18 protein-coding genes and 2 pseudogenes are annotated in these 20,076 nt (G+C 60.7%); 11 read left to right on the forward strand and 9 right to left on the reverse strand.

Going from position 1 to position 20,076, the window contains the following annotated elements:
• Positions 1–276 precede the first annotated feature (276 nt).
• The 3 genes from AB7M22_RS17325 (at position 277) to AB7M22_RS17335 (ending at position 2,833) form a co-directional block, all read left to right on the forward strand.
• Complete coding sequence (locus AB7M22_RS17325) at positions 277–1,233, forward strand: nucleoside-specific channel-forming protein Tsx (protein WP_007907007.1); 957 nt, start codon at positions 277–279, stop codon at positions 1,231–1,233.
• A gap of 24 nt (positions 1,234–1,257) precedes the next feature.
• The gene (locus tag AB7M22_RS17330) at positions 1,258–2,292 is read left to right on the forward strand and encodes a purine-nucleoside phosphorylase (RefSeq protein ID WP_454187215.1); all 1,035 of its coding nucleotides are present in this window, start codon (positions 1,258–1,260) and stop codon (positions 2,290–2,292) included.
• Between the two features lie 313 nt (positions 2,293–2,605).
• On the forward strand, positions 2,606–2,833 hold the full coding sequence (locus AB7M22_RS17335; RefSeq protein WP_007907010.1) for a DUF6555 family protein: 228 nt from the start codon (positions 2,606–2,608) through the stop codon (positions 2,831–2,833).
• A 70-nt stretch (positions 2,834–2,903) separates the two neighbouring features.
• Here AB7M22_RS17335 and AB7M22_RS17340 read toward each other — a convergent pair whose 3' ends face one another.
• The 4 genes and pseudogenes from AB7M22_RS17340 to AB7M22_RS17355 all read right to left on the reverse strand — a co-directional run bounded on the left by AB7M22_RS17340 (position 2,904) and on the right by AB7M22_RS17355 (position 6,575).
• The gene (locus AB7M22_RS17340; protein ID WP_007907012.1) at positions 2,904–3,068 is read right to left on the reverse strand and encodes a metallothionein; all 165 of its coding nucleotides are present in this window, start codon (positions 3,066–3,068) and stop codon (positions 2,904–2,906) included.
• A 328-nt stretch (positions 3,069–3,396) separates the two neighbouring features.
• Positions 3,397–4,218, reverse strand: a complete 822-nt coding sequence (locus tag AB7M22_RS17345) for a methyl-accepting chemotaxis protein (RefSeq protein WP_454188829.1) — start codon at positions 4,216–4,218, stop codon at positions 3,397–3,399.
• Positions 4,219–4,254: 36 nt separating this feature from the next.
• A pseudogene (locus tag AB7M22_RS17350) lies at positions 4,255–5,223 on the reverse strand (cache domain-containing protein); the annotation flags it as partial.
• Between the two features lie 35 nt (positions 5,224–5,258).
• Positions 5,259–6,575 (reverse strand): Na+/H+ antiporter family protein, encoded by a 1,317-nt coding sequence (locus tag AB7M22_RS17355; protein WP_162130608.1) that lies wholly within the window; start codon positions 6,573–6,575, stop codon positions 5,259–5,261.
• A 1,530-nt stretch (positions 6,576–8,105) separates the two neighbouring features.
• Between AB7M22_RS17355 and AB7M22_RS17360 the strand changes: the two are divergent.
• Positions 8,106–8,252 (forward strand): annotated as a pseudogene (locus AB7M22_RS17360) (HAMP domain-containing protein); the annotation flags it as partial.
• Between the two features lie 102 nt (positions 8,253–8,354).
• Positions 8,355–9,110 carry a methyl-accepting chemotaxis protein gene (locus AB7M22_RS17365; protein ID WP_454188830.1) on the forward strand — a complete coding sequence of 252 codons (756 nt, stop codon included), beginning with the start codon at positions 8,355–8,357 and terminating at the stop codon, positions 9,108–9,110.
• 216 nt (positions 9,111–9,326) lie between these two features.
• Here the strand turns inward: AB7M22_RS17365 and AB7M22_RS17370 are convergent, their stop codons facing one another.
• The 4 genes from AB7M22_RS17370 to AB7M22_RS17385 are packed head-to-tail and all read right to left on the reverse strand — an operon-like array spanning position 9,327 to position 11,937.
• On the reverse strand, positions 9,327–10,640 hold the full coding sequence (locus AB7M22_RS17370) for a sensor histidine kinase (protein ID WP_454187216.1): 1,314 nt from the start codon (positions 10,638–10,640) through the stop codon (positions 9,327–9,329).
• Positions 10,637–11,305, reverse strand: coding sequence for a response regulator transcription factor (locus AB7M22_RS17375; protein ID WP_007907723.1), 669 nt, complete (start codon positions 11,303–11,305; stop codon positions 10,637–10,639). Before AB7M22_RS17375 ends, AB7M22_RS17370 begins: the two co-directional genes overlap by 4 nt.
• 3 nt (positions 11,306–11,308) lie before the next feature.
• Entirely contained in the window at positions 11,309–11,629 is a 321-nt protein-coding gene (locus AB7M22_RS17380) for a PepSY domain-containing protein (RefSeq protein WP_454187217.1), read from the reverse strand.
• The gene (locus tag AB7M22_RS17385) at positions 11,629–11,937 is read right to left on the reverse strand and encodes a PepSY domain-containing protein (protein ID WP_454187218.1); all 309 of its coding nucleotides are present in this window, start codon (positions 11,935–11,937) and stop codon (positions 11,629–11,631) included. The genes AB7M22_RS17380 and AB7M22_RS17385 overlap by 1 nt, the downstream gene beginning before the upstream one ends.
• 254 nt (positions 11,938–12,191) lie before the next feature.
• On the opposite strand from AB7M22_RS17385, the gene AB7M22_RS17390 reads away from it, so the two are divergent.
• The 5 genes from AB7M22_RS17390 to codA all read left to right on the forward strand — a co-directional run bounded on the left by AB7M22_RS17390 (position 12,192) and on the right by codA (position 17,642).
• Positions 12,192–13,271 carry a patatin-like phospholipase family protein gene (locus AB7M22_RS17390; RefSeq protein ID WP_454187219.1) on the forward strand — a complete coding sequence of 360 codons (1,080 nt, stop codon included), beginning with the start codon at positions 12,192–12,194 and terminating at the stop codon, positions 13,269–13,271.
• A gap of 178 nt (positions 13,272–13,449) precedes the next feature.
• Positions 13,450–13,806, forward strand: a complete 357-nt coding sequence (gene queD / locus AB7M22_RS17395; protein WP_003179697.1) for a 6-carboxytetrahydropterin synthase QueD — start codon at positions 13,450–13,452, stop codon at positions 13,804–13,806.
• A gap of 226 nt (positions 13,807–14,032) precedes the next feature.
• Positions 14,033–14,863, forward strand: a complete 831-nt coding sequence (locus tag AB7M22_RS17400; protein WP_454187220.1) for an alpha/beta fold hydrolase — start codon at positions 14,033–14,035, stop codon at positions 14,861–14,863.
• A 249-nt stretch (positions 14,864–15,112) separates the two neighbouring features.
• Entirely contained in the window at positions 15,113–16,384 is a 1,272-nt protein-coding gene (gene codB, locus AB7M22_RS17405) for a cytosine permease (protein WP_454187221.1), read from the forward strand.
• A 13-nt stretch (positions 16,385–16,397) separates the two neighbouring features.
• A complete protein-coding gene (gene codA / locus AB7M22_RS17410; RefSeq protein ID WP_008011526.1) occupies positions 16,398–17,642 on the forward strand; it encodes a cytosine deaminase in 1,245 nt (414 codons plus the stop codon).
• Positions 17,643–17,746: 104 nt separating this feature from the next.
• On the opposite strand, the gene AB7M22_RS17415 is transcribed toward codA, so the two are convergent.
• Positions 17,747–18,736: a diaminopimelate epimerase gene (locus AB7M22_RS17415; RefSeq protein WP_454187222.1), complete on the reverse strand. Its 990-nt coding sequence runs from the start codon at positions 18,734–18,736 to the stop codon at positions 17,747–17,749.
• Between the two features lie 170 nt (positions 18,737–18,906).
• Here AB7M22_RS17415 and AB7M22_RS17420 point away from each other — a divergent pair, with 170 nt between their 5' ends.
• The gene (locus tag AB7M22_RS17420; RefSeq protein WP_008011521.1) at positions 18,907–20,058 is read left to right on the forward strand and encodes an MFS transporter; all 1,152 of its coding nucleotides are present in this window, start codon (positions 18,907–18,909) and stop codon (positions 20,056–20,058) included.
• Positions 20,059–20,076: the final 18 nt, after the last annotated feature.

Below are 20,076 nucleotides of genomic sequence, written 5' to 3' on the forward strand. Positions count from 1 at the left end.
TGCCACAGATCGGGTTAATCATCTGACAGTCGACACCACTTTGGTGCATATCCCCGTCAGATCCCCTTCGCCCTGAAAACCACTCCTTCTGCTCGCCCCCGAAATCCTTGACCAAAAGGACAGTAAAACTACCAATTCCCTCTATTTTTCAGAATATTGAACAAAACTGGTATGCCTTGTGCAAACGTTTGCGAGTCGCCGATACCGGCCTGTTCGCCACTTAACCGCGCAAGCCCGCGCAACCGGGCTTTCGATCCGCACGAAAAGGGACTTTTAATGCATTGCACCTCCAGCCGCGTGACTTGCTCGCGCACTTTGGCTGTTTCCTTGCTGCTGGCCAGCGTTACAGGACTACTCAGCAGCCACGTTTTGGCCCAACCGGCCACCGCCGAAGAATCCGCCCAGGGCGAAGCCCTCAGCCCTGAAGCCAGCCCGCCGAAAAAAGGCGCCTACCTGTCGGACTGGTTCAACCAGGACCTGACTGTCATCGGCAGCAAAGACATCAGCTTCGGCCCGCAACCGGCCGACGACATCTACCTGGAATATGAATACTTCGGCCGCAAGGGCCCGTTCGAGTTGTATGGCTACATCGACATTCCAAAGATCTTCGACATCGGCAACAGCCATGACAAAGGCGTGTGGGACCACGGCTCGCCGGTGTTCATGGAGCACGAACCGCGGATCTCCATCGACTACCTGGCCGGCCGCAGCCTCGCCATCGGGCCGTTCAAGGAATGGTACGTGGCGTTCGACTGGATCTACGACCACGGCAGCAACAGCGCCAACCGCGCAAACACGCTGTACAGCGGCCTCGGCACCGACATCGACACCCATTCGCGGGTCAACCTGTCGGCCAACTTCTACGGCCGCTACCAATGGGAAAACTATGGCGCCAGCAATGAATATTCGTGGGACGGCTACCGCGCCCAGCTCAAATACATCGTGCCCATCAGCAGTTTCAGCAATGGCGCTTCGCTGACCTACATCGGTTTCACCAACTTCGACTTCGGCTCCGACCTGCACAAAGACAACCCGGCCCGCACCGCCAACGCCACCGTGGCCACCAACGTGTTGCTCTACGCCTTCACCCACTTGCGTTTCACCCTGGTCGGCCGTTACTTCCACAACGGCGGCAATTGGGACGACGGCAGTGAGTTGAATTTCGGTGACGGTGACTTCCGCGCCCGTTCCAACGGCTGGGGCTACTACGCCGGTGTCGGTTATCAGTTTTAAGGCTCATTTGAATAAGGAGGTTTTATGAAGGCAATGCCCCGTTTTTCCCTGTCCGTCGGTTTGGCCATGAGCACCCTGCTCTCTTCTTCTGCCTGGGCGGTTGACGCGCCGATCCAGCCGAAAGTGATGCTGATCACCATGTTCGCCCCCGAGGCGCAGAACTGGATCGATCGCCTGGAACTCAAGCAAGAAGTGCGCGTACCGGGCCTGTCCGCCGAGTACCCGAATATTCGCTGCAACACCCAACAGGTGTGCCTGATGGTCACCGGCATGGGCCAGACCAATGCCGCAGCCTCCACCCTGGCTCTGGCGCTGTCGTCGAAATTCGACCTGCGCAAAAGTTACTTCCTGATCGCCGGGATTGCCGGTATCAGCCCGCACCACGGCACCATCGGCACCACCGCGTGGGCGCACTATCTGGTGGAATTCGGCACCCAGTGGGAGCTGGATTCCCGCGACGCGCCGAAAGACTGGCCGACCGGTTACCTGGGCATCAACACCAAAGGCCCGAACGAAAAACCGCCGCTGGACTACAAGACTGAAGTGTTCGAACTCAATCCGAAGTTGCAGGCCAAGGCGTTCGCCCTGAGCCACAAGGTCCAGCTGAGCGAGAGCAAGGAATCGGCGGCGTGGCGCTTGAAGTATCCGTCTGCGCCAGCCAATCAGCCGCCAGTGGTAACCCAGTGCGACACACTGGCGGGCAATACCTGGTTTTCCGGGACGCGGTTGAGTGAGCGGGCCGAAGTCTGGACCAAGCTGTTGACCAATAACGAAGGGGTCTATTGCACGACTCAACAGGAAGATAACTCCACCTACGAGGCGCTGCTGCGCGCTAGCCGCGAGGGGCTGGTGGATGTCCGGCGCCTGGCGGTGGTGCGCGCCGGTTCTGACTTCGACCGGCCGGCGCCGGGCCAGAGCGAGGTGGATAACCTGCTCAAATATGCCGATCAAGGCGGTTTTGTGCCGGCGCTGGAGAACCTGTACCGCACGGGGAATCCGTTGGTGCAGGAGATTTTGCAGAATTGGTCGGTTTGGGAGAAAGGCGTGCCTGAGGCCTGAGTTCGACTTGAGGACGCCTTCGCGGGCAAGCCTCGCTCCTACAGAGGTCTGTGTTCACAAATCATGTGAGCGGCGCAGATCCACTGTGGGAGCGAGCCTGCTCGCGATAGGGCCAGAACATTCGACAAAGATACCGACTGGGACGATTCCGCTGGCGCACCTTGGCCATAGACTAGGATGATCGGGAGTCAGGAAGGCTCCAAGATCACGAGACGTCCGGCTGTCGCCAGTCACTGTCACCGTACGACAATCCGACTGAATTTTCGCCGAGCCTCGCGATCCCTCTATTACTACAGGGAGGAATACAGGCTTTATGAACAATGCAAAACTTTTCGTTATTGAATACACCCTTCATGGCAAGCCCAAGTCTTTCATTATCCGCCTGGACAAAATGGACAATGCAGAGGCTTGGCACTGGGCAAGTTGCGACGCCGGAGTCGGCCGGATCCCGCGCTTTGGCCGTGAACGGGTGCAAAAGACCAGCAAACCGCTGGCGGAAAAATTCGGCATCGAGAATGTGACTTGGCGACCGGCCAGTTGAGCGTCAAAAAGGAGGGAAAAGATTCAATTCGAAGTGGAGCCTGGACGGCTCCACTTTTTTGGCTGAACGGTCAGTGTTGAGCACACTTGCAGCCTTTGGTGGCGCATGCTTCGCCGTGTTCGTGATGTTTGGCGCAGGCTTCACAGCAATAGTGCTTGCCGTGACGCGCGATCGGATGTTCGCCCAGTTTGCAGGAACATTTGGGGCAGTCGCAGATACTTTCACTGTCGATCATGAGTCTGACTCCATTGTTGTGGTCGTCAAGGTGCCGCGGGTGCGCGACACCTGAAGCAAATGACCGCTCGTTCCCCAAACGGGTTCAAACAAACCCTTGGACGGTGTTTGCTTACTAATGAGGGTAGTCGCGATGCAGCTACTCATGGACCAACACTGCCGTGTGGCGAGGGGAAAGCACAGCACCTGTAGGAGCGAGGCTTGCCCGCGAAGAATGCGCCGCAGTTTTTCAGGTATTACGCGTCATCGTTCTTCGCGGGCAAGCCTCGCTCCTACAGGTTCTGCGTCCTGTTCGGGGGCAAGCCCCTTTGCCACACGAGCACTCTCAATCAGATACGGAATTGCCCGACCAGTTGCCCCAGGCGCTGACCGAGGTCGGCCAGGCTGCGCGAGGTCTGGGCGCCGAGCTGGGTTTCGTCGGCAACGCTGTCTACGGCCACGGCGATCTGGTGCACGCTGCGGTTGATTTCTTCGGCCACGGCGGTTTGCTCTTCGGCGGCGCTGGCAATCTGGGCGTTCATCGAGTTGATGGTGCCGATCAATTGGGCCATGGCGTCCAGAGATGCCCCCGCCTCGTTGGCCTGGGCCGACGTGCCGTCGCCGGCCTCGCTGGAGCGACGCATGGCCTCGACTGCCGATTGGGTGCCGGCCTGCAAGCGGTCGATCATGCCCTGGATTTCCTGGGTGCTGATTTGCGTGCGACTGGCCAATGCCCGCACTTCGTCGGCGACCACCGCAAAACCACGCCCGGCCTCACCGGCGCGGGCCGCTTCAATGGCGGCGTTGAGCGCCAGAAGGTTGGTCTGTTCGGCAATCGAACGGATCACCCCGAGTACGCTGACAATCGACGACACGTCTTTCTGCAAGCTGTCGAGGGACACACCACTGCTGCGAATGTCGTTCACCAACGCATGAATCTTCACGATGCTGCCGGCCACTACGCGCTTGGCGGCCTGACCTTCTTCGTCGGTCTGCTGGGCAGCGACCGCGGCGTTTTGTGCACTCTTGGCCACTTCCTGGGCCGCCGCCGACATCTCATTGATCGCCGTGGCCACCTGATCGGTTTCGTGACGCTGGCGCTCCATGGCCTGATCCGAGCGCTGGGCCTGATCAGAGACCTGATTCACCAGCCCGGTCAGTTGCGAGGTCATTTCAGTGATCTGGCGTACCAAACCGTGGATCTTGTCGACGAAACGGTTGAACGAGCCGGCCAGTTCGCCGAGTTCATCCTGGCTAGTGATGGACAGGCGCCGGGTCAGGTCGCCCTCGCCCGCCGCGATGTCGTCGAGGTTGGCTTTCATCAGGTTCAGCGGACGCAGAATGGTGTTGGCCAGCAGCATCCCGGCGGCAGCGATCAACAACAGCACCACCACGGCAATCCCGACAATGCTCAGCACCACGCCTTGCATGCGTTCCTGGACCTTGATCTCAACCAGCGCCACTTGAGCTTCAATGCCGTCGAGGTTGACCGAGGTACCGACCGCCATGTCCCACTTTGGCAGGTATTCGGTGTAGCCGAGCTTGGGCACCAGCACTTGGGTGTTGCCGGGCAGCGGCGAGCTGTATTGCAGGTAGTGAGTACCGTCCTTGGCGACTTTCACCAGGTCACGGTTGACGTAGACACCGTTCGGATCGCGGTTGTCCTTGAAGCTCTGGCCCACGCCTTCGGGGCTGTTGGCCTTGAACAGGCGCACGGTATTGGAGTCGTAGCCGAAGAAGTAGCCATCCTTGCCGTAGGTGATACTCGACAGCAACTTGACCACCTGCGCCCGTGCCGCGTCATCGCCGGGAGCGGCCGCGTCGTAGAGCGGTTTGATCGTGGTCATGGCCACGGCGACGTAACTTTGCAGGGTCGCCTTGGCATCGCTGAGCAGGCGCTGACGGGTTTCCTCGACTTCCTTGCGGGCCTGCTCCTGCAGAATGAACAACGTGGTCAGGCTGATGACCAGCGCAAAGAGCAGCACCGGGAGGACGGCAAGGGACAGGACTTTAGCCTTCAGGCTCATGCGCATGACGTTCACTCTTTTGATTTTGTTGGCGTGGTTAAAGGCTTTAACGGCAGGCCAATTCAAAAGTTGAACGCGGTCATTGTGGGAGCGTGGCTTGCCCGCGATACAGGCGCCGCGGTTTACCAGGCACACCGCGTAATCGTTCATCGCGGGCAAGCCACGCTCCCACAAGGTAAATGTGGTTACAACACCATCGCCGCCACCCAGCCAAACGCCAGCAATGGCAGATTGTAGTGCAGGAAGGTCGGGACCACGGTGTCCCAGATGTGGTGATGCTGGCCGTCGATGTTCAGACCGGAGGTCGGGCCCAGGGTCGAGTCCGACGCGGGTGACCCGGCATCGCCCAATGCGCCAGCAGTGCCGACGATGCACACGATGGCGATCGGGCTGAAGCCCAGTTGCACGCACAGCGGCACGAAAATCACCGCCAGAATCGGGACGGTGGAAAACGACGAGCCAATGCCCATGGTCACCAACAGGCCCACCAACAACATCAGCAACGCGCCGATGGCTTTGCTGTGGCCGATCCACGAGGCCGAGGTTTCGACCAGTGTCTGCACTTGCCCGGTGGCTTTGATCACTTCGCCAAACCCGGACGCGGCGATCATGATGAAGCCGATCATCGCCATCATCTTCATGCCTTCGGTGAACAGGTCATCGGTGTCGCGCCACTTCACAATCCCCGACACCGAGAAAATCAGAAAACCCGCCAGCGCCCCGATAATCATCGAGTCCAGCAGCAACTGAATAATGAACGCGGCGGCAATGGCCAGGCCGGCCACCATCAAGCTCAACGGGTTGTATTGCACCGCGACCTGTTCGACCTGCTCGATCTTTTCCAGATCGTAAACGCGCTTCTTGCGATAGCTGATGAAGGCTGCCGCGAGACCAAAAACCATGCCCAGTGCCGGAATACCCATGGCATGGGTGACGTTGATTCCGCTGATATCCACGCCACTGCGGGCGACGTTGGCCAGCAGGATTTCATTGAGGAAGATGTTGCCGAAGCCCACGGGCAGGAACATGTACGGCGTGATCAAACCGAAGGTGATAACACAGGCAATCAATCGACGGTCCAGTTGCAGCTTGGTCAGCACATATAAAAGAGGCGGAACCAGCAACGGGATAAAGGCGATATGAATCGGCAAAATGTTCTGCGAGGCGATGGCCACCACCCACAGCAAACCGATCAGCAGCCATTTGACATTTCCGCCACCGTTGGCGTGCTGGCGATCGACCATGGCCAGGGCTTTGTCGGCCAGCGCATGGGCCAGGCCGGACTTGGCGATGGCCACCGCGAATGCGCCGAGCAAAGCGTATGACAATGCAACCGTCGCCCCGCCGCCAAGGCCATTGTTGAAGGCTTTCAGGGTCGCGTCGATGCCCAGGCCACCGGTCAAGCCACCGACCAGCGCGCCCACGATCAGTGCGATCACCACATGCACGCGGGACAGGCTGAGTATCAGCATGATGCCGACCGCGGCAATTACTGCATTAATCATCGTTACCTCAAGGCAAACGGAATGAGTCCGGCCAGCAGTCTGCATGAGCTGCCGGCGGATTGAAGAATGGGTTTTATTAGAGGGCGCGCACTGTGCCGGACCGCTGCGGCCTTGTCAAAGCCAACACCCCGTTTGGACCGGGGACATGGTTTACCCTGTGGCGAGGGGGCTTGCCCCCGTTCGGCTGCGAAGCAGTCGCAAAACCTGCCGATGCGGGTTGTCTGACTAAATGCAGGGGGCCGCTTCGCGACCTAACGGGGGCAAGCCCCCTCGCCACAGGTAAGCCCCCTCTCCACAAAGCTTCGGCTTGCAACATAAAGAAAGCCGAATCACAGCCGCTACAGTGCAAAGTCTCAGATATTTATCGAATAAAAGGACGTTCCCATGTCGCTCAGACAACTTTCCATCCAATGGAAAATCACCCTGTTGGCCGGGCTGTGCCTGGCAGGCATCGTGACCCTGCTGGTAGGTCTTTCGCTGTATCGCATGGAGCACAGCTCCGCGCTGGTGAAAGCCTCGAGCATGGAGATGCTCACCGAAGCCGCCCAGGCGCGCATCGAGTCTCAGGGTGAAGTCCAGGCGCTGGGTATTCGTCAGCAGTTCATGGACGCCTATCAATATGGCCATGGTTTCTCGCGGCAGGTGCTGTTTTTGCGCGATCAGGCCGAGAAGCGCTTTCTCGATGCCTTCGACCTGCGTGAAGACTTGACCCGGCAGGTCAAGTCGGCCCTGCAAGCCAACCCGGAACTGCTTGGTCTGTCCCTGGTGTTCGAGGCCAATGCGCTGGACGGCAAGGACGAACTGTTCGCTGACCAGACAGAGATTGGCAGTAACGAGAAGGGTCGTTTCGCCCTGTACTGGTCGCAACCTGTACCTGGCAAGGTGACCTCCATGGCCCTGCCGGAAAGCGACATCGCCGACACCAGCACTGGCCCCAGCGGCGAGCCGGCCAACGCCTGGTTCACTTGCCCGCGCACCACACTCAAGCCTTGCGTGATCGAACCCTACTTCTATGTGATCGACGGTCAGAACGTGCTGATGACCAGCATCGTGTTCCCGCTGATGGTCAACGGCAAAGTCATTGCCTCGCTGTCGGTGGACATCAACCTCAACAGCCTGCAAGCGATCAGCCAGAGCGCCAGCAAAAAACTCTATGACGGCCAGACCAATGTCAGCATCGTCAGCCCGGTCGGTTTGCTTGCCGCCTACAGCCCGGACGCCAGCAAGCTCAGCCAGCGCCTGGACGCCGTCGACACAACCAACGGTGCCGAATTGCTCCGCAGGCTGACCACCAGCAGTAAAACCGAAAGCCTGCACAGCAACCAGCAATTGAAAGTGCTGTCACCGTTCCAGCCGATTCCCGGTGGCAAATCCTGGGGCGTGTTGCTCGACGTGCCGGAGAAGGTCCTGGTCGGCCCCGCCGAAGCGCTGAAAAAACAACTCGACGACAGCAACACCACCGGTACGCTGATTGAACTGTGCCTGGGTGTGCTGGCGGCGCTCGTCGGTCTGCTGTTGGTGTGGCTGATGGCGCGTAGCGTGACCCGACCGATCCTCGGCGTGGCCCGCATGCTGGAAGACATTGCCAGCGGCGAAGGCGACCTGACCCGGCGCCTGGCCTACGACAAGCAGGATGAACTGGGCCAGTTGGCCGGTTGGTTCAACCGTTTCCTCGACAAGCTGCAACCGATCATCGCCCAAGTGAAGCGCTCGGTGCAGGACGCCCGCAGCACGGCGGACCAGTCGTCCGCCATCGCCACCCAGACCAGCGCCGGCATGGAGCAGCAATATCGCCAGGTCGATCAGGTGGCGACCGCGTCCCACGAAATGAGCGCCACCGCCCAGGACGTCGCCCGTAGCGCCGCGCAAGCAGCACAAGCGGCGCGCGATGCCGATCAGGCGACCCGCCAGGGTTTGACCGTGATCGACCGCACCACCGCCAGCATCGACCACCTCGCCGCCGACATGAGCGCGGCCATGGTGCAGGTCGAAGGACTGGCAGCGAACAGCGAGAAAATCGGTTCGGTGCTGGAAGTCATTCGTGCCATTGCCGAACAGACCAACCTCTTGGCGCTGAACGCCGCCATCGAAGCCGCCCGGGCCGGTGAAGCCGGACGCGGTTTTGCCGTGGTGGCCGATGAAGTGCGCAACCTGGCACGGCGTACTCAGGAGTCCGTGGAGGAAACCCGCCTGGTGATCGAGCAGTTGCAGAGCGGTACTCAGGACGTAGTGAGTTCGATGAACAACAGCCATCGCCAGGCTCAGGGCAGTGTCGAGCAGGTTGGTCAGGCAGTGACAGCGTTGCGTCAGATTGGTGATGCGGTGACGGTGATCAGCGACATGAACCTGCAGATTGCCAGTGCGGCTGAAGAACAAAGCGCGGTGGCTGAAGAGATCAATAACAACGTGGCGACCATTCGGGATGTGACCGAATCGCTGTCGGGGCAGGCCAATGAATCGGCGCGGGTGAGTCAGTCGCTTAACAGTTTGGCGAATCAGCAGCAGAGCTTGATGGATCAGTTTCGCGTCTGATGTACCCGCCCCCACAGGGGTATCGGTTGAGCACAGAATTTGTGGCCAACGCCAATCCTGTGGGAGCGGGCTTGCCCGCGATGAGGCCATAACATCCAATATCTATGTTGACTGTTACATCGCCATCGCGGGCAAGCCCGCTCCCACAGTGGGTTTGTGTTGACTGAAAATTCTGCGGTCACCGCTAACCCTGTGGGAGCGGGCTTGCGTTTGGAGTCAGCGTTTGGGTAGCTCGATTGTCACTTTCAACCCGCCCCACTCGCTTTCCTGCAACTTCAACACCCCGCCCCACGTGTCGACGATGTCGCGCACGATGCCCAATCCCAAGCCATGCCCATCCGTCTGTTCATCAAGCCGGGTACCGCGACTGAACACTTGAGCGCGCTGGTCTTCGGGAATGCCCGGGCCATCGTCTTCCACGCTCAACTCAAACCTTTCTGCTGTTTCGACCACGCTCAACCGCACCTCGGCATCCGCCCATTTGCAGGCGTTGTCCAGCAGGTTGCCCAGCAACTCCAGCAGATCTTCGCGATCCCATGGCAGTTGCAAACCGGCCGGAGCCCGGTAGCTCAAGTCGAGGTGTTCGCCGTGAATCATGTTCAACGTGGCCAGCAACCCCGGCAGTTCCGCATCGCAATCGAACAACGCCCCTGGCAGTGCATCGCCGGACAGCCGGGCGCGGTTGAGTTCACGATTGAGCCGCTGCTGAACCTGTTCCAGTTGCGCCTGCATGACTTTGCGCAGCTGCGGGTGAGCATCGAGTTTTTCGCTTGAAGCCAGGCTCAACAACACCGCCAGCGGGGTTTTCAAGGCATGGCCGAGATTGCCCAAGGCATTGCGTGAGCGCTTGAGGCTGTCTTCTGTGTGGGCCAGCAAATGGTTGATCTGCGCCACCAGTGGTTCCAGCTCCAGCGGCACTTCTTCGTCGAGTTGCGAGCGCTGGCCCTGTTGCAATTGGGCGATTTGCTCGCGGGCTTTTTCCAGCGGGCGCAAGGCGCGGCGCACGGTGATACGTTGCAACAGCAATATCAGCAATAGCCCCGCCAGCCCCAGTCCAAGGCCGACCTGTTGCATGCGCCGAAAGCTCTCGCGCACCGGGGTGTAGTCCTGGGCGACGCTGATGGAAATCGCCTGGCCCAACCGACGGTAGTCCGAACGCAATACCAACAGCTGCTGGCCTTCCGGCCCCAATTGCAGATTGCTATGCAGGCCAGGGTGTTCAAGCGACGGCAGCTCCTGATCCCATAACGAACGGGAACGCCAACGGCTGTCGGCGAAATCGATACGAAAGTAATGCCCGGAGAACGGTCGCTGATAGGCCGGCGCCAAGTGCCGTTCATCCAGCTGCAACCCCTGCGGCCCACGCACCAGCGCCACCAACAGGTTTTCGCTGTCGTTGCGCAACCCGGCTTCGAGGTAGCGCTGCAAACCCATTTCGAACAGCCACAGGCTGGTTTGCGCCAGCACCAGGCCGACGATCACCATCACGCTGATCAGGCCCAGGCTCAAACGGCGCTGGATCGACCTCACTGGGCTTGCCCGCCGAACAGGTAACCCTGACCGCGACGGGTTTCGATCACGCTGCGGCCGAGCTTGCGTCGCAGGTGGTTGACGTGGACTTCCAGCACGTTGGAATCGCGCTCGGTTTCACCGTCGTAAAGGTGCTCCGCGAGATGGCTTTTGGAAAGGATCTGTTCGGGGTGCAGCATGAAATAGCGCAGCAGGCGAAACTCGGCGGCGGTGAGCTGGATGTCGGCGCCGTCGCGGGTCACGCACTGGCGACCTTCATCCAGATGCAAACCGGCGGCCTTGAGCGTCGGCTGATTGGCGTGGCCATGGGAGCGGCGTAACAATGCCTGGACTCGCAGGTGCAGTTCTTCGGGGTGAAACGGTTTGGTCAGGTAATCATCAGCACCGGCCTTGAGGCCTTCGATCCGCTCGGCCCAGGAACCGCGCGCGGTGAGGATCAGCACGGGCGTGGCCAAGCCGCCGGCCCGCCATTGCGCCAGCACGTCGAGCCCCGGCAAACCCGGCAGTCCGAGGTCGAGAATGATCAGGTCATAAGGCTCGCTGCTGCCCTGATACACCGCATCGCGGCCGTCGGCCAGCCAGTCCACGGCGTAACCCTGCCGGTTGAGGCCGGCCATCAATTCGTCGGCCAGCGGCACGTGGTCTTCCACCAGGAGCAAACGCATCGGTCAATCTTCCTTGTCTTTCAGTAAGTGGCCGGTGGTGGCGTCGAGGTCCAGCTCGCGCACCACGCCTTCGGTGGTCAGCAGCTCGACCTCATAAATGTAGACGTCGTGTTTTTCCTCAAGCTCGGCTTCCAGCAGCTTGGCCCCGGGATAGAGGCCCAGCGCTTGCTGCAAGAGCTGCTCCAGCGGCAGGATCACACCTTGTTGGCGCAGGCGCAGGGCCTCGTCCTGATCCAGGTCGCGGGCCATGACCACCGAGCAAAAAGCCAGGAGCGCCAGCGCCATTCGGCTGCTGGCGCGGCGATTTAAAGAAAACACCTTCATTACGTATCCTGATGATCCTTGAGAACCTGCCCGCTGACAGCGTCCAATTCCAGGCCCCACTCAAGGCCCTGCGGGTCGCGCAGTTCCACCTGGTAGATGTACTTGCCGTACTCTTCTTCTAGCTCGGTTTCGCTGATTTTGGCGCCGGGGTGTTTGGCCAATGCCGTGGCGTTGAGCTTCTCGAAGGACACAATGGTACCAGCGTCGCGCAGTCTCAGGGCTTCGTCGGGGCCGAGGTCTCGCGCGTGAGCGATGCTGGCAGTCATGGCGATGATGGAGGCGGTGAACAGGGCAGTCAGGATTTTCATGGGGTGTCTCCGTATTTTTTTATGTGTTGCTACGAGAGCTACCTTAGTGATTCGAGATTAACTGAAACTGAATTGCCATCATTGATGATTGCAACGCGACATTACCGACACACACAACCCCCTGTAGGAGCCAGGCTTGCCGGCGAAGGCGTCCTCGAAATCGCCTTCGCCGGCAAGCCTGGCTCCTACAGATTGTGCGCTGCGCTGTCTGACACGCGCTTATAATCCCCCGCCTGCCAAACATCGAGACCGGTATGACCGCGATCCACATCAAGTTCCCTTCCCTGACCCTCAAGGCCGGCCCGCGGGCCTTGGCGCGCATCCGTGCAAATGGCTTGAGCGCCGCCGATGTGGGCACGTTGCCGGGCGCCGCCGGTGGCCCGAAAGCGTTGGGAATTCAGGGGCTGGATCTGGCGCTGTTCGGCGAATGGCTGCCGGCGGCGCCCCGGGAGCGTTCGCTGATTGGCGCCTCGGTGGGTTCCTGGCGGTTCGCCAGCGCCTGCCTGCCGGATGCCGCCGAAGGCATCCGCCGCCTCGGTCATCTGTACACCGAGCAGAATTTCGCCAAGGGCGTGACCATGGCGCAGATCAGCCAGAGCTCCCGGCGCATGCTCGATGACTTGCTCGACGGCCGCGATGCCTCGATTCTGGACAACGCCCACTACCGACTGAACATCATGGTGGTCAAAAGCCATGGCCTGCTGGCGGACGATCATCGCGGTCGGCTGGGGTTGGGCCTGTCGTCGGTGATCGCCGACAACCTGCGCGGGCGGGCGCGGCTGTCGCGGCATTTCGAGCGGCTGATCATCCACGACCCGCGTCTGGCGCCACCCGTCCACACGCTGAATGACTTCCCGTCACGCTTCGTCGCGCTGGATGCCGGCAACCTGCGCCAGGCCCTGCTCGCCTCCGGTTCGATCCCGATGGTCATGCAAGGCGTGCGCGACCTGCCGGGTGCCGGCGCCGGGACGTTTCGCGATGGCGGACTGCTGGACTATCACCTCGACTTGCCCTACAGCGGCAACGACATTGTGCTGTATCCGCACTTCACTGATCGAGTGATCCCCGGCTGGTTCGACAAGACGCTGCCGTGGCGCCGCGCCTGTCCTGCGCGCTTGCAGGATGTTCTGTTGCTGGCGCCGTCAAAGGAATATCTGTCGCGCCTGCCCTACGGCAAACTGCCGGACCGTAACGACTTCAAGCGCTTCATGGGCGACGCCCCGAGCCGGCAGAAATACTGGCGCACGACGATGGATGAAAGCCGCAGGCTGGGTGACGAATTCCTCGAACTGACCACCAACGGTCGCTTGGGCGAGCGCTTGCTGACCCTCTAGTGCCCTGTCTCGCCAATACTGTTCCTTTTTGACGGTGGCTGTTGTCGCCAAAAGAGGAACGTATTGGTGAGACAGGACACTGGTCAGTGTTTTCCCGCATCGCCAAACACAAGCTGGTAAACTCGCCACCTGCCCATATCGCCGCGGCGATCGCCACCTGACAGAGCTGAACATCACTGTGGAAATTTTCAAAGAGTTTACCTTCGAGTCCGCCCACCGCCTGCCCCACGTGCCAGACGGCCACAAGTGCGGTCGCCTGCACGGTCACTCGTTCAAAGTGGCGATTCACCTGAGCGGCGACCTCGATCCGCACACTGGCTGGATCCGCGACTTCTCGGAAATCAAGGCGATCTTCAAGCCGCTCTACGAGCGCCTGGACCATAACTACCTGAACGACATTCCCGGCCTGGAAAACCCGACCAGCGAAGTGCTGGCCAAGTGGATCTGGAATGAATTGAAGCCCCTGCTGCCGGAGCTTAGTGCGATTCGTATCCACGAGACCTGCACCAGCGGTTGCATCTATCACGGCGAGTAAGCCGATCCCAAGCACAGCATGAATCCCTGTGGGAGCTGGCTTGCCTGCGATGGCATCAACTCGGTTCGACATTAAACCGAGCCGTCTGCATCGCGGGCAAGCCCGACTCCCATACAAGCCCGACCACACAAGAACTGCGTTTCGTCAGTGAATAGAGAAACAGCCTTCAATGGCTGTTTTTTTATGCTTATGCTTCTTGGCTCGCACATGCCAAGAGGACGCTCCCATGGCTGACTGGCCGCTGGCTCAGACCTATCGTTTCAACGGGCATTCCGTGCGCTACGCCGTGCGTGGCGACGGTCCACCGCTGGTGTTCGTGCATGGCACACCCTTCTCTTCTTATGTGTGGCACCGGATTGCGCCGCACTTCATCACCACGCACCGGGTGCACTACTTCGATCTGCTGGGTTACGGGCAATCCACACAGCCGGACGGCGATGTGTCGCTGGGTGTACAAAACCAACTGTTGGCGCAACTGCTGGAGCACTGGGGCCTGGAACGGCCAGACGTGGTGGCCCACGATTTCGGCGGCGCCACCGCGTTGCGCGCGCACCTGCTCAATGGCAAGGATTACCGCAGCCTGACGCTGATCGACCCGGTGGCGCTGTCGCCCTGGGGATCGCCGTTCGTGCAGCATGTGCGTCAGCATGAAGCCGCGTTCAGTGGAGCGCCCGATTACATTCAGCGGGCGATTGTGCCGGCCTATATTCGTGGCGCGATCAAGCGCGAGATTCCCGATCATGAGCTGGCGCCCTATGTGCAGCCTTGGCTGGGGGAACCGGGGCAAGCGGCGTTCTATCGGCAGATCGCACAGATGGATGAACGTTATACCCGCGAGGTCGAAGGGCTGTACCCGACGATTCGCTGCCCGGTGCAGATTCTTTGGGGGAAGGACGATCAGTGGATTCCCATCGAGCGCGGCCAGGCGCTGCATCAGATGATTGCGGGGTCGCAGTTTCACGCCATTGCGAATGCCGGGCATCTGGTTCAGGAGGATGCGCCGGAGGCGATCGTTGCGGCGCTGCTGCGGTTTTTATCCCTGCAAAAACCCTCTTGAAAACAGCGCATTTACTGTGGGAGCGAGCCTGCTCGCGATAGCAATGGCACATCCAGCATCAAGGTGACTGGCGGACCGCTATCGCGAGCAGGCTCGCTCCCACATGGGTGCTGTATTCCTTCAATTGCACTGCTTTCGTGCCCGCCACCCGCTAAATCTCCGCGCTCGACTATAAATAATTACGCCAGCTCAGCTTTGGCACGACCACTGCAGCACCCCCCGCGTCCTCCATCCAGCAAGGAACGCCACATGACGCAGAACGATTCGGGCAACGATTACCCCCTCAGCGAAGTCCCGATGCATGCTCGCAAGGGACTTGCCTCCACCGCCATGGTGCTACTGGGTTTTACCTTCTTCACCGCGACCATGTTCGCCGGCGGCAAGCTCGGTGTGGCGTTCAGTTTCGGCGAGATGATGGCGGTGATTATCGTCGGCAATCTGCTGCTGGGGATCTACGCCGCGGGGCTGGGCTACATCGCCTTCAAAAGCGGCCTCAACTCGGTGCTGATGGGACGTTTCTGCTTCGGTGAAGTGGGCAGCAAACTCAGCGACCTGATCCTCGGCTTCACCCAGATCGGCTGGTACGCCTGGGGTACCGCGACGGCGGCTGTGGTGCTGGGCAAGTATTTCGAACTGAGCGAGGGCACGGTTCTGGGGTTGATGGTGCTGTTTGGCCTGGGCTTCTGTGCCACGGCCTACATCGGCTATCGCGGGTTGGAGATTCTGTCGTACATCGCCGTGCCGGCCATGATGTTGCTGCTGATGTTGTCGATGTGGGTTGCGACGGTGAAGGTCGGCGGTCTCAAGGGCTTGCTCGCGGTGGTGCCGACGGGAACGCTGGATTGGTCGACCGCGATTACCCTGGTGTTCGGCACATTCGTCAGCGGTGCGACGCAAGCCACCAACTGGACACGCTTCTCCCGTTCGGCGCGGGTGGCGGTGCTGGCGAGCCTGATCGGCTTCTTCGTCGGCAACGGTCTGATGGTGTTGATCGGTGCCTACGGCGCCATCGTCTATCAGCAACCGGACGTGGTCGAAGTGCTGCTGTTGCAAGGCTTCGCCATGGCCGCGATGGCGATGTTGCTGCTCAACATCTGGAGTACTCAGGACAACACCATCTACAACTTCGCCGTCGCTGGCTGCAACCTGCTGCGCACCGACCGTCGCAAAACCGTGACCCTGGCCGGCGCGATGATCGGCACGCTGCTGGCCCTGCTGGGCATGTACGACATGCTGGTGCCTTACCTGATTCTGCTGGGCACGGTGATTCCGCCGATTGGTGGGGTGATCATGGCGGATTTTTTCTTCCGCTATCGGGGTCACTATCCTCGCCTGGCGGATACGCAATTGCCCGCGTTCAACTGGCCGGGCCTGACTGCCTATGCGGTCGGCACGGTCGCCGCCTTCAACTCGCCATGGGTCGCGCCGCTGGTAGGGATTGCCGCTGCCGCGCTAACGTATGTGTTATTGACCGGCGTACTGGGTGCCCGTACCGCCGACGCGCCACTCCAAGATCTATAAGAAGGATTGCCTGATGCACATCATCAACGCCCGCCTGCGTAACCAAGAAGGCCTGCATGAGTTGCACCTGGAAAACGGCTTGATTCACAGCATCGCCCGGCAAACCGAAGCCCCATCACTGGGGCCTGACGACCTGGACGCTGGCGGTAATCTGGTGGTGCCGCCCTTCGTCGAGCCGCATATTCACCTCGACGCCACCCTGACCGCCGGCGAGCCGCGCTGGAATATGAGCGGCACGCTGTTCGAAGGCATCGAGTGCTGGGGCGAACGCAAGGCGACCATCACCCACGAAGACACCAAGACCCGCGCCAAGAAGACCATCCAGACCCTCGCCGCCCACGGCATCCAGCATGTGCGCACCCACGTCGACGTCACTGACCCGGAGCTGACCGCGCTCAAGGCGATGCTTGAAGTCCGCGAGGAAAGCCGTCATCTGATCGACCTGCAAATCGTCGCGTTCCCTCAGGAAGGCATCGAGTCGTACCGCAACGGTCGGGAGCTGATGGAAGAAGCGATCCGCCTGGGCGCCGATGTAGTCGGGGGCATTCCACATTTCGAATACACCCGCGATCAGGGCGTGAGCTCGGTGAAGTTCCTCATGGACCTGGCCGAACGCACCGGTTGCCTGGTGGACGTGCATTGCGACGAAACCGACGACCCGCACTCACGTTTCCTTGAAGTGCTGGCCGAAGAGGCCCGCAGCCGCGACATGGGTTCACGCGTTACCGCCAGCCACACCACGGCCATGGGCTCCTACGACAACGCCTACTGCGCCAAGCTCTTTCGGCTGCTCGGGCATTCGGGGATCAGTTTTGTCTCCTGCCCCACCGAAAGCATTCACCTGCAAGGACGCTTCGACAGCTTCCCGAAACGCCGTGGCGTGACCCGGGTGAATGAGCTGCTCGAAGCGGGGATGAATGTGTGCTTCGGCCAGGATTCGATTGTCGACCCGTGGTATCCGCTGGGTAACGGCAACATCCTGCGGGTGCTCGAGGCTGGTTTGCACATCTGCCACATGCTCGGTTATCGCAATCTGCAGAGCGCGCTGGATCTGGTGACCGACAACAGTGCCAAGGCCATGAACCTGGGTGATCGCTATGGGCTGGAACAGGGACGGCCAGCGAATCTGCTGATTCTGTCGGCGGACAGCGATTACGAGGTGATCCGCAGCCAGGGTCTGCCGCTGTATTCGGTTCGCGGGGGCAAGGTGTTGATGAAGCGGCAGATGCCGGTGGTGGAATGGGCGGATCAGCTCTGAGTTTTCGCTGACAGTGCGGGCCTCTTCGCGGGCAAGCCTCGCTCCTACAGGGTTAGCGCGGATATCTGTAGGAGCGAGGCTTGCCCGCGAAGGCGATCTTGAATTCAACCCATCAACCGCGCCGTACCAAACAATCTGACCCGACTCAACTCGCCCTCCATTTCCTCCAGCAAAATCGGCGCCGTGCCGCCAGGCATGACCACCTTCACCTCCCCCGCCGCCACCCAACCCACTCGCCACGCCGCACACGCCACCGCACTGGCGCTGGTGCCCGACGAGGCGGTCGGCCCTTCGCCGCGCTCGAACACCCGCGCAACGATTCGGCCCTCAGACTCAAGCATTGCCCATTGCAGGTTCACACCCGCCGGACACGGCTGCCCTGCCCCGGTCGGCATGGCATAGGCAATACGCATCAAGCCTTGCGCCAATGGCGGCTCACGCATCTGCTCATTGCTCGGCAACGCGTCGGCATTCGCCAGCAGCGTCACGCAATGCGGATTGCCGATGCGCACAAACTGGCTGCGGTTCCAGACAGGATCAAGCGCTGACAACGGCTGCACATGGCTGACTTCACGATCATTCAGCGTCACGCGTTCAACCTCGCGCGCACCCACCGCTTGCGGCCCGAACGAAGGTTTTCCCAAATCCAGCCAGAACCCTTGCACACCATCGATTTCAGCGGGTTTCACTGAAGTCTCCACCGGCGAAACCGCGTCGCTCTTGTCGTGATGAACCCGCAGCTGACAGGCCTCTTTCGGCATCAGCCCTTGTTCACTCAGGGCCTGGGAAAAAATCGTCAGGCCGTTGCCACTGCGCTCGGCCAGGCTGCCGTCGGTGTTGACGATCAGCAGGTCAAACGGCGGCGACGATTGAAACGGCCCCACCAGCAGACCATCGCAGCGATGCGCCTTGCTGCGGGGTGGTTGTGTACCCGGGGCCCAAGCGCAGAACGCCTCGATGGCCGACATTGCCCAGGCCTCACGGGTCTGCGCGGCATCGCTGGCCAGCGCAGGCAATTCGATACCGCTACTGCGCGCGTTGTCAGGCGTCACCACCGCATAGATATTGCCCCGGGCATCGTACATCCGCGTCATGGCGCCCCCTCTCTATGAACAATTGATGTGTCGACGATATCGCGAAACAGCGGCTGGCTGTGCAAGGATGTCACCCTGCCTGACTGCTCCCCCGCCCGGACGTGGTGATCGAACCCTTTGTGGTTGTTCACTGTCCCTTGGGGACGCGACGTTTTTTGCCAAGGATTGATATGACCAACCTCAACACCCAAGCCACCTTCGTCCCCGGACGTCTGGAACAGATGTCCACCCGCATCGCCTTTTTCATCGCAGGCTTCGGCATCGCGGCCTGGGCGCCACTGGTGCCTTACGCCAAGGCACGGGCCGGGCTGGATGAAGGAACCCTTGGGCTGTTGCTGTTGTGCCTGGGGGTGGGCTCGATTCTGGCGATGCCGATGGCCGGGATTCTGGCGACGCGCTTCGGCTGCCGTCGGGTGTTGAGCGGCGGGACTTTGTTGATCTGTGCGGCGCTGCCGCTGTTGGCGACGGTGTCTACGATACCGGCATTGATCGCGGCATTGTTCATGTTCGGCGCGGGCCTGGGCACGGTGGATTCGACGGTGAACCTGCAAGCGGTGATCGTCGAGCGGGCCAGCGGCAAGACCATGATGTCGGGTTTTCATGGGCTGTTCAGCCTCGGCGGGATCGTCGGCGCGGCGGGTGTCAGCGCCCTGCTCGGCTTGGGTTTTTCGCCGCTGGGGGCGATGTTGGTGGTGATCGTGATTCTAGTGCTGGCATTGCTTAAAGCCGCGCCGCACCTGTTGCCTTATGGCAGTGAAAGCTCCGGCCCGGCATTCGCCGTGCCCCATGGCATCGTGCTGTTTATCGGCGGGATGTGTTTCATCGTGTTCCTGGCCGAAGGTGCGGCGCTCGACTGGAGCGCGGTGTTCCTGGCGCAGGAGCGCGGGATCGACACGGCATATGCGGGGCTGGGTTATGCGGCGTTTGCGCTGACCATGACCGTCGGGCGCTTGACCGGCGACAGGATTGTCCGGCGTCTTGGTTATACGCGGGTGATTGTGTTCGGTGGGCTGACGGCCGCGGCGGGCCTGGCGCTGGCGACGTTCGCACCGGCGTGGGAGGCGGCGCTGGTGGGTTATGCGTTGCTGGGGGCTGGCTGCTCGAATATTGTGCCGGTGCTTTACACCGCCGTCGGCAAACAGACCGTCATGCCGGAAAGCATCGCCGTGCCGGCCATTACCACGTTGGGCTATGCGGGGATTCTCGCCGGGCCTGCGGTCATCGGCTTTATCGCCCATGGCAGCAGTTTGAGTTTTGCCTTTGGGTTGATGGCAGTGTTGCTGGTGGCCGTGGCGATTGGCGGGAAGGTATTGAAGGTTTAAACACTCAGCACACACCTG

This window comes from Pseudomonas sp. ADAK2 TE3594, from assembly GCF_053628675.1.

Bases quoted from the DNA above. Each gene is read 5' to 3' on its own strand.
- AB7M22_RS17325 (WP_007907007.1), top strand. From the start codon at position 277: ATGCATTGCACCTCCAGCCGCGTGACTTGCTCGCGCACTTTGGCTGTT.
- AB7M22_RS17330 (WP_454187215.1), top strand. From the start codon at position 1,258: ATGAAGGCAATGCCCCGTTTTTCCCTGTCCGTCGGTTTGGCCATGAGC.
- AB7M22_RS17335 (WP_007907010.1), top strand. From the start codon at position 2,606: ATGAACAATGCAAAACTTTTCGTTATTGAATACACCCTTCATGGCAAG.
- AB7M22_RS17340 (WP_007907012.1), bottom strand. From the start codon at position 3,068: ATGATCGACAGTGAAAGTATCTGCGACTGCCCCAAATGTTCCTGCAAA.
- AB7M22_RS17345 (WP_454188829.1), bottom strand. From the start codon at position 4,218: ATGACCTCGCAACTGACCGGGCTGGTGAATCAGGTCTCTGATCAGGCC.
- AB7M22_RS17365 (WP_454188830.1), top strand. From the start codon at position 8,355: ATGGAGCAGCAATATCGCCAGGTCGATCAGGTGGCGACCGCGTCCCAC.
- AB7M22_RS17375 (WP_007907723.1), bottom strand. From the start codon at position 11,305: ATGCGTTTGCTCCTGGTGGAAGACCACGTGCCGCTGGCCGACGAATTG.
- AB7M22_RS17380 (WP_454187217.1), bottom strand. From the start codon at position 11,629: ATGAAGGTGTTTTCTTTAAATCGCCGCGCCAGCAGCCGAATGGCGCTG.
- AB7M22_RS17385 (WP_454187218.1), bottom strand. From the start codon at position 11,937: ATGAAAATCCTGACTGCCCTGTTCACCGCCTCCATCATCGCCATGACT.
- AB7M22_RS17390 (WP_454187219.1), top strand. From the start codon at position 12,192: ATGACCGCGATCCACATCAAGTTCCCTTCCCTGACCCTCAAGGCCGGC.
- AB7M22_RS17400 (WP_454187220.1), top strand. From the start codon at position 14,033: ATGGCTGACTGGCCGCTGGCTCAGACCTATCGTTTCAACGGGCATTCC.
- codB (WP_454187221.1), top strand. From the start codon at position 15,113: ATGACGCAGAACGATTCGGGCAACGATTACCCCCTCAGCGAAGTCCCG.
- codA (WP_008011526.1), top strand. From the start codon at position 16,398: ATGCACATCATCAACGCCCGCCTGCGTAACCAAGAAGGCCTGCATGAG.
- AB7M22_RS17415 (WP_454187222.1), bottom strand. From the start codon at position 18,736: ATGACGCGGATGTACGATGCCCGGGGCAATATCTATGCGGTGGTGACG.
- AB7M22_RS17420 (WP_008011521.1), top strand. From the start codon at position 18,907: ATGACCAACCTCAACACCCAAGCCACCTTCGTCCCCGGACGTCTGGAA.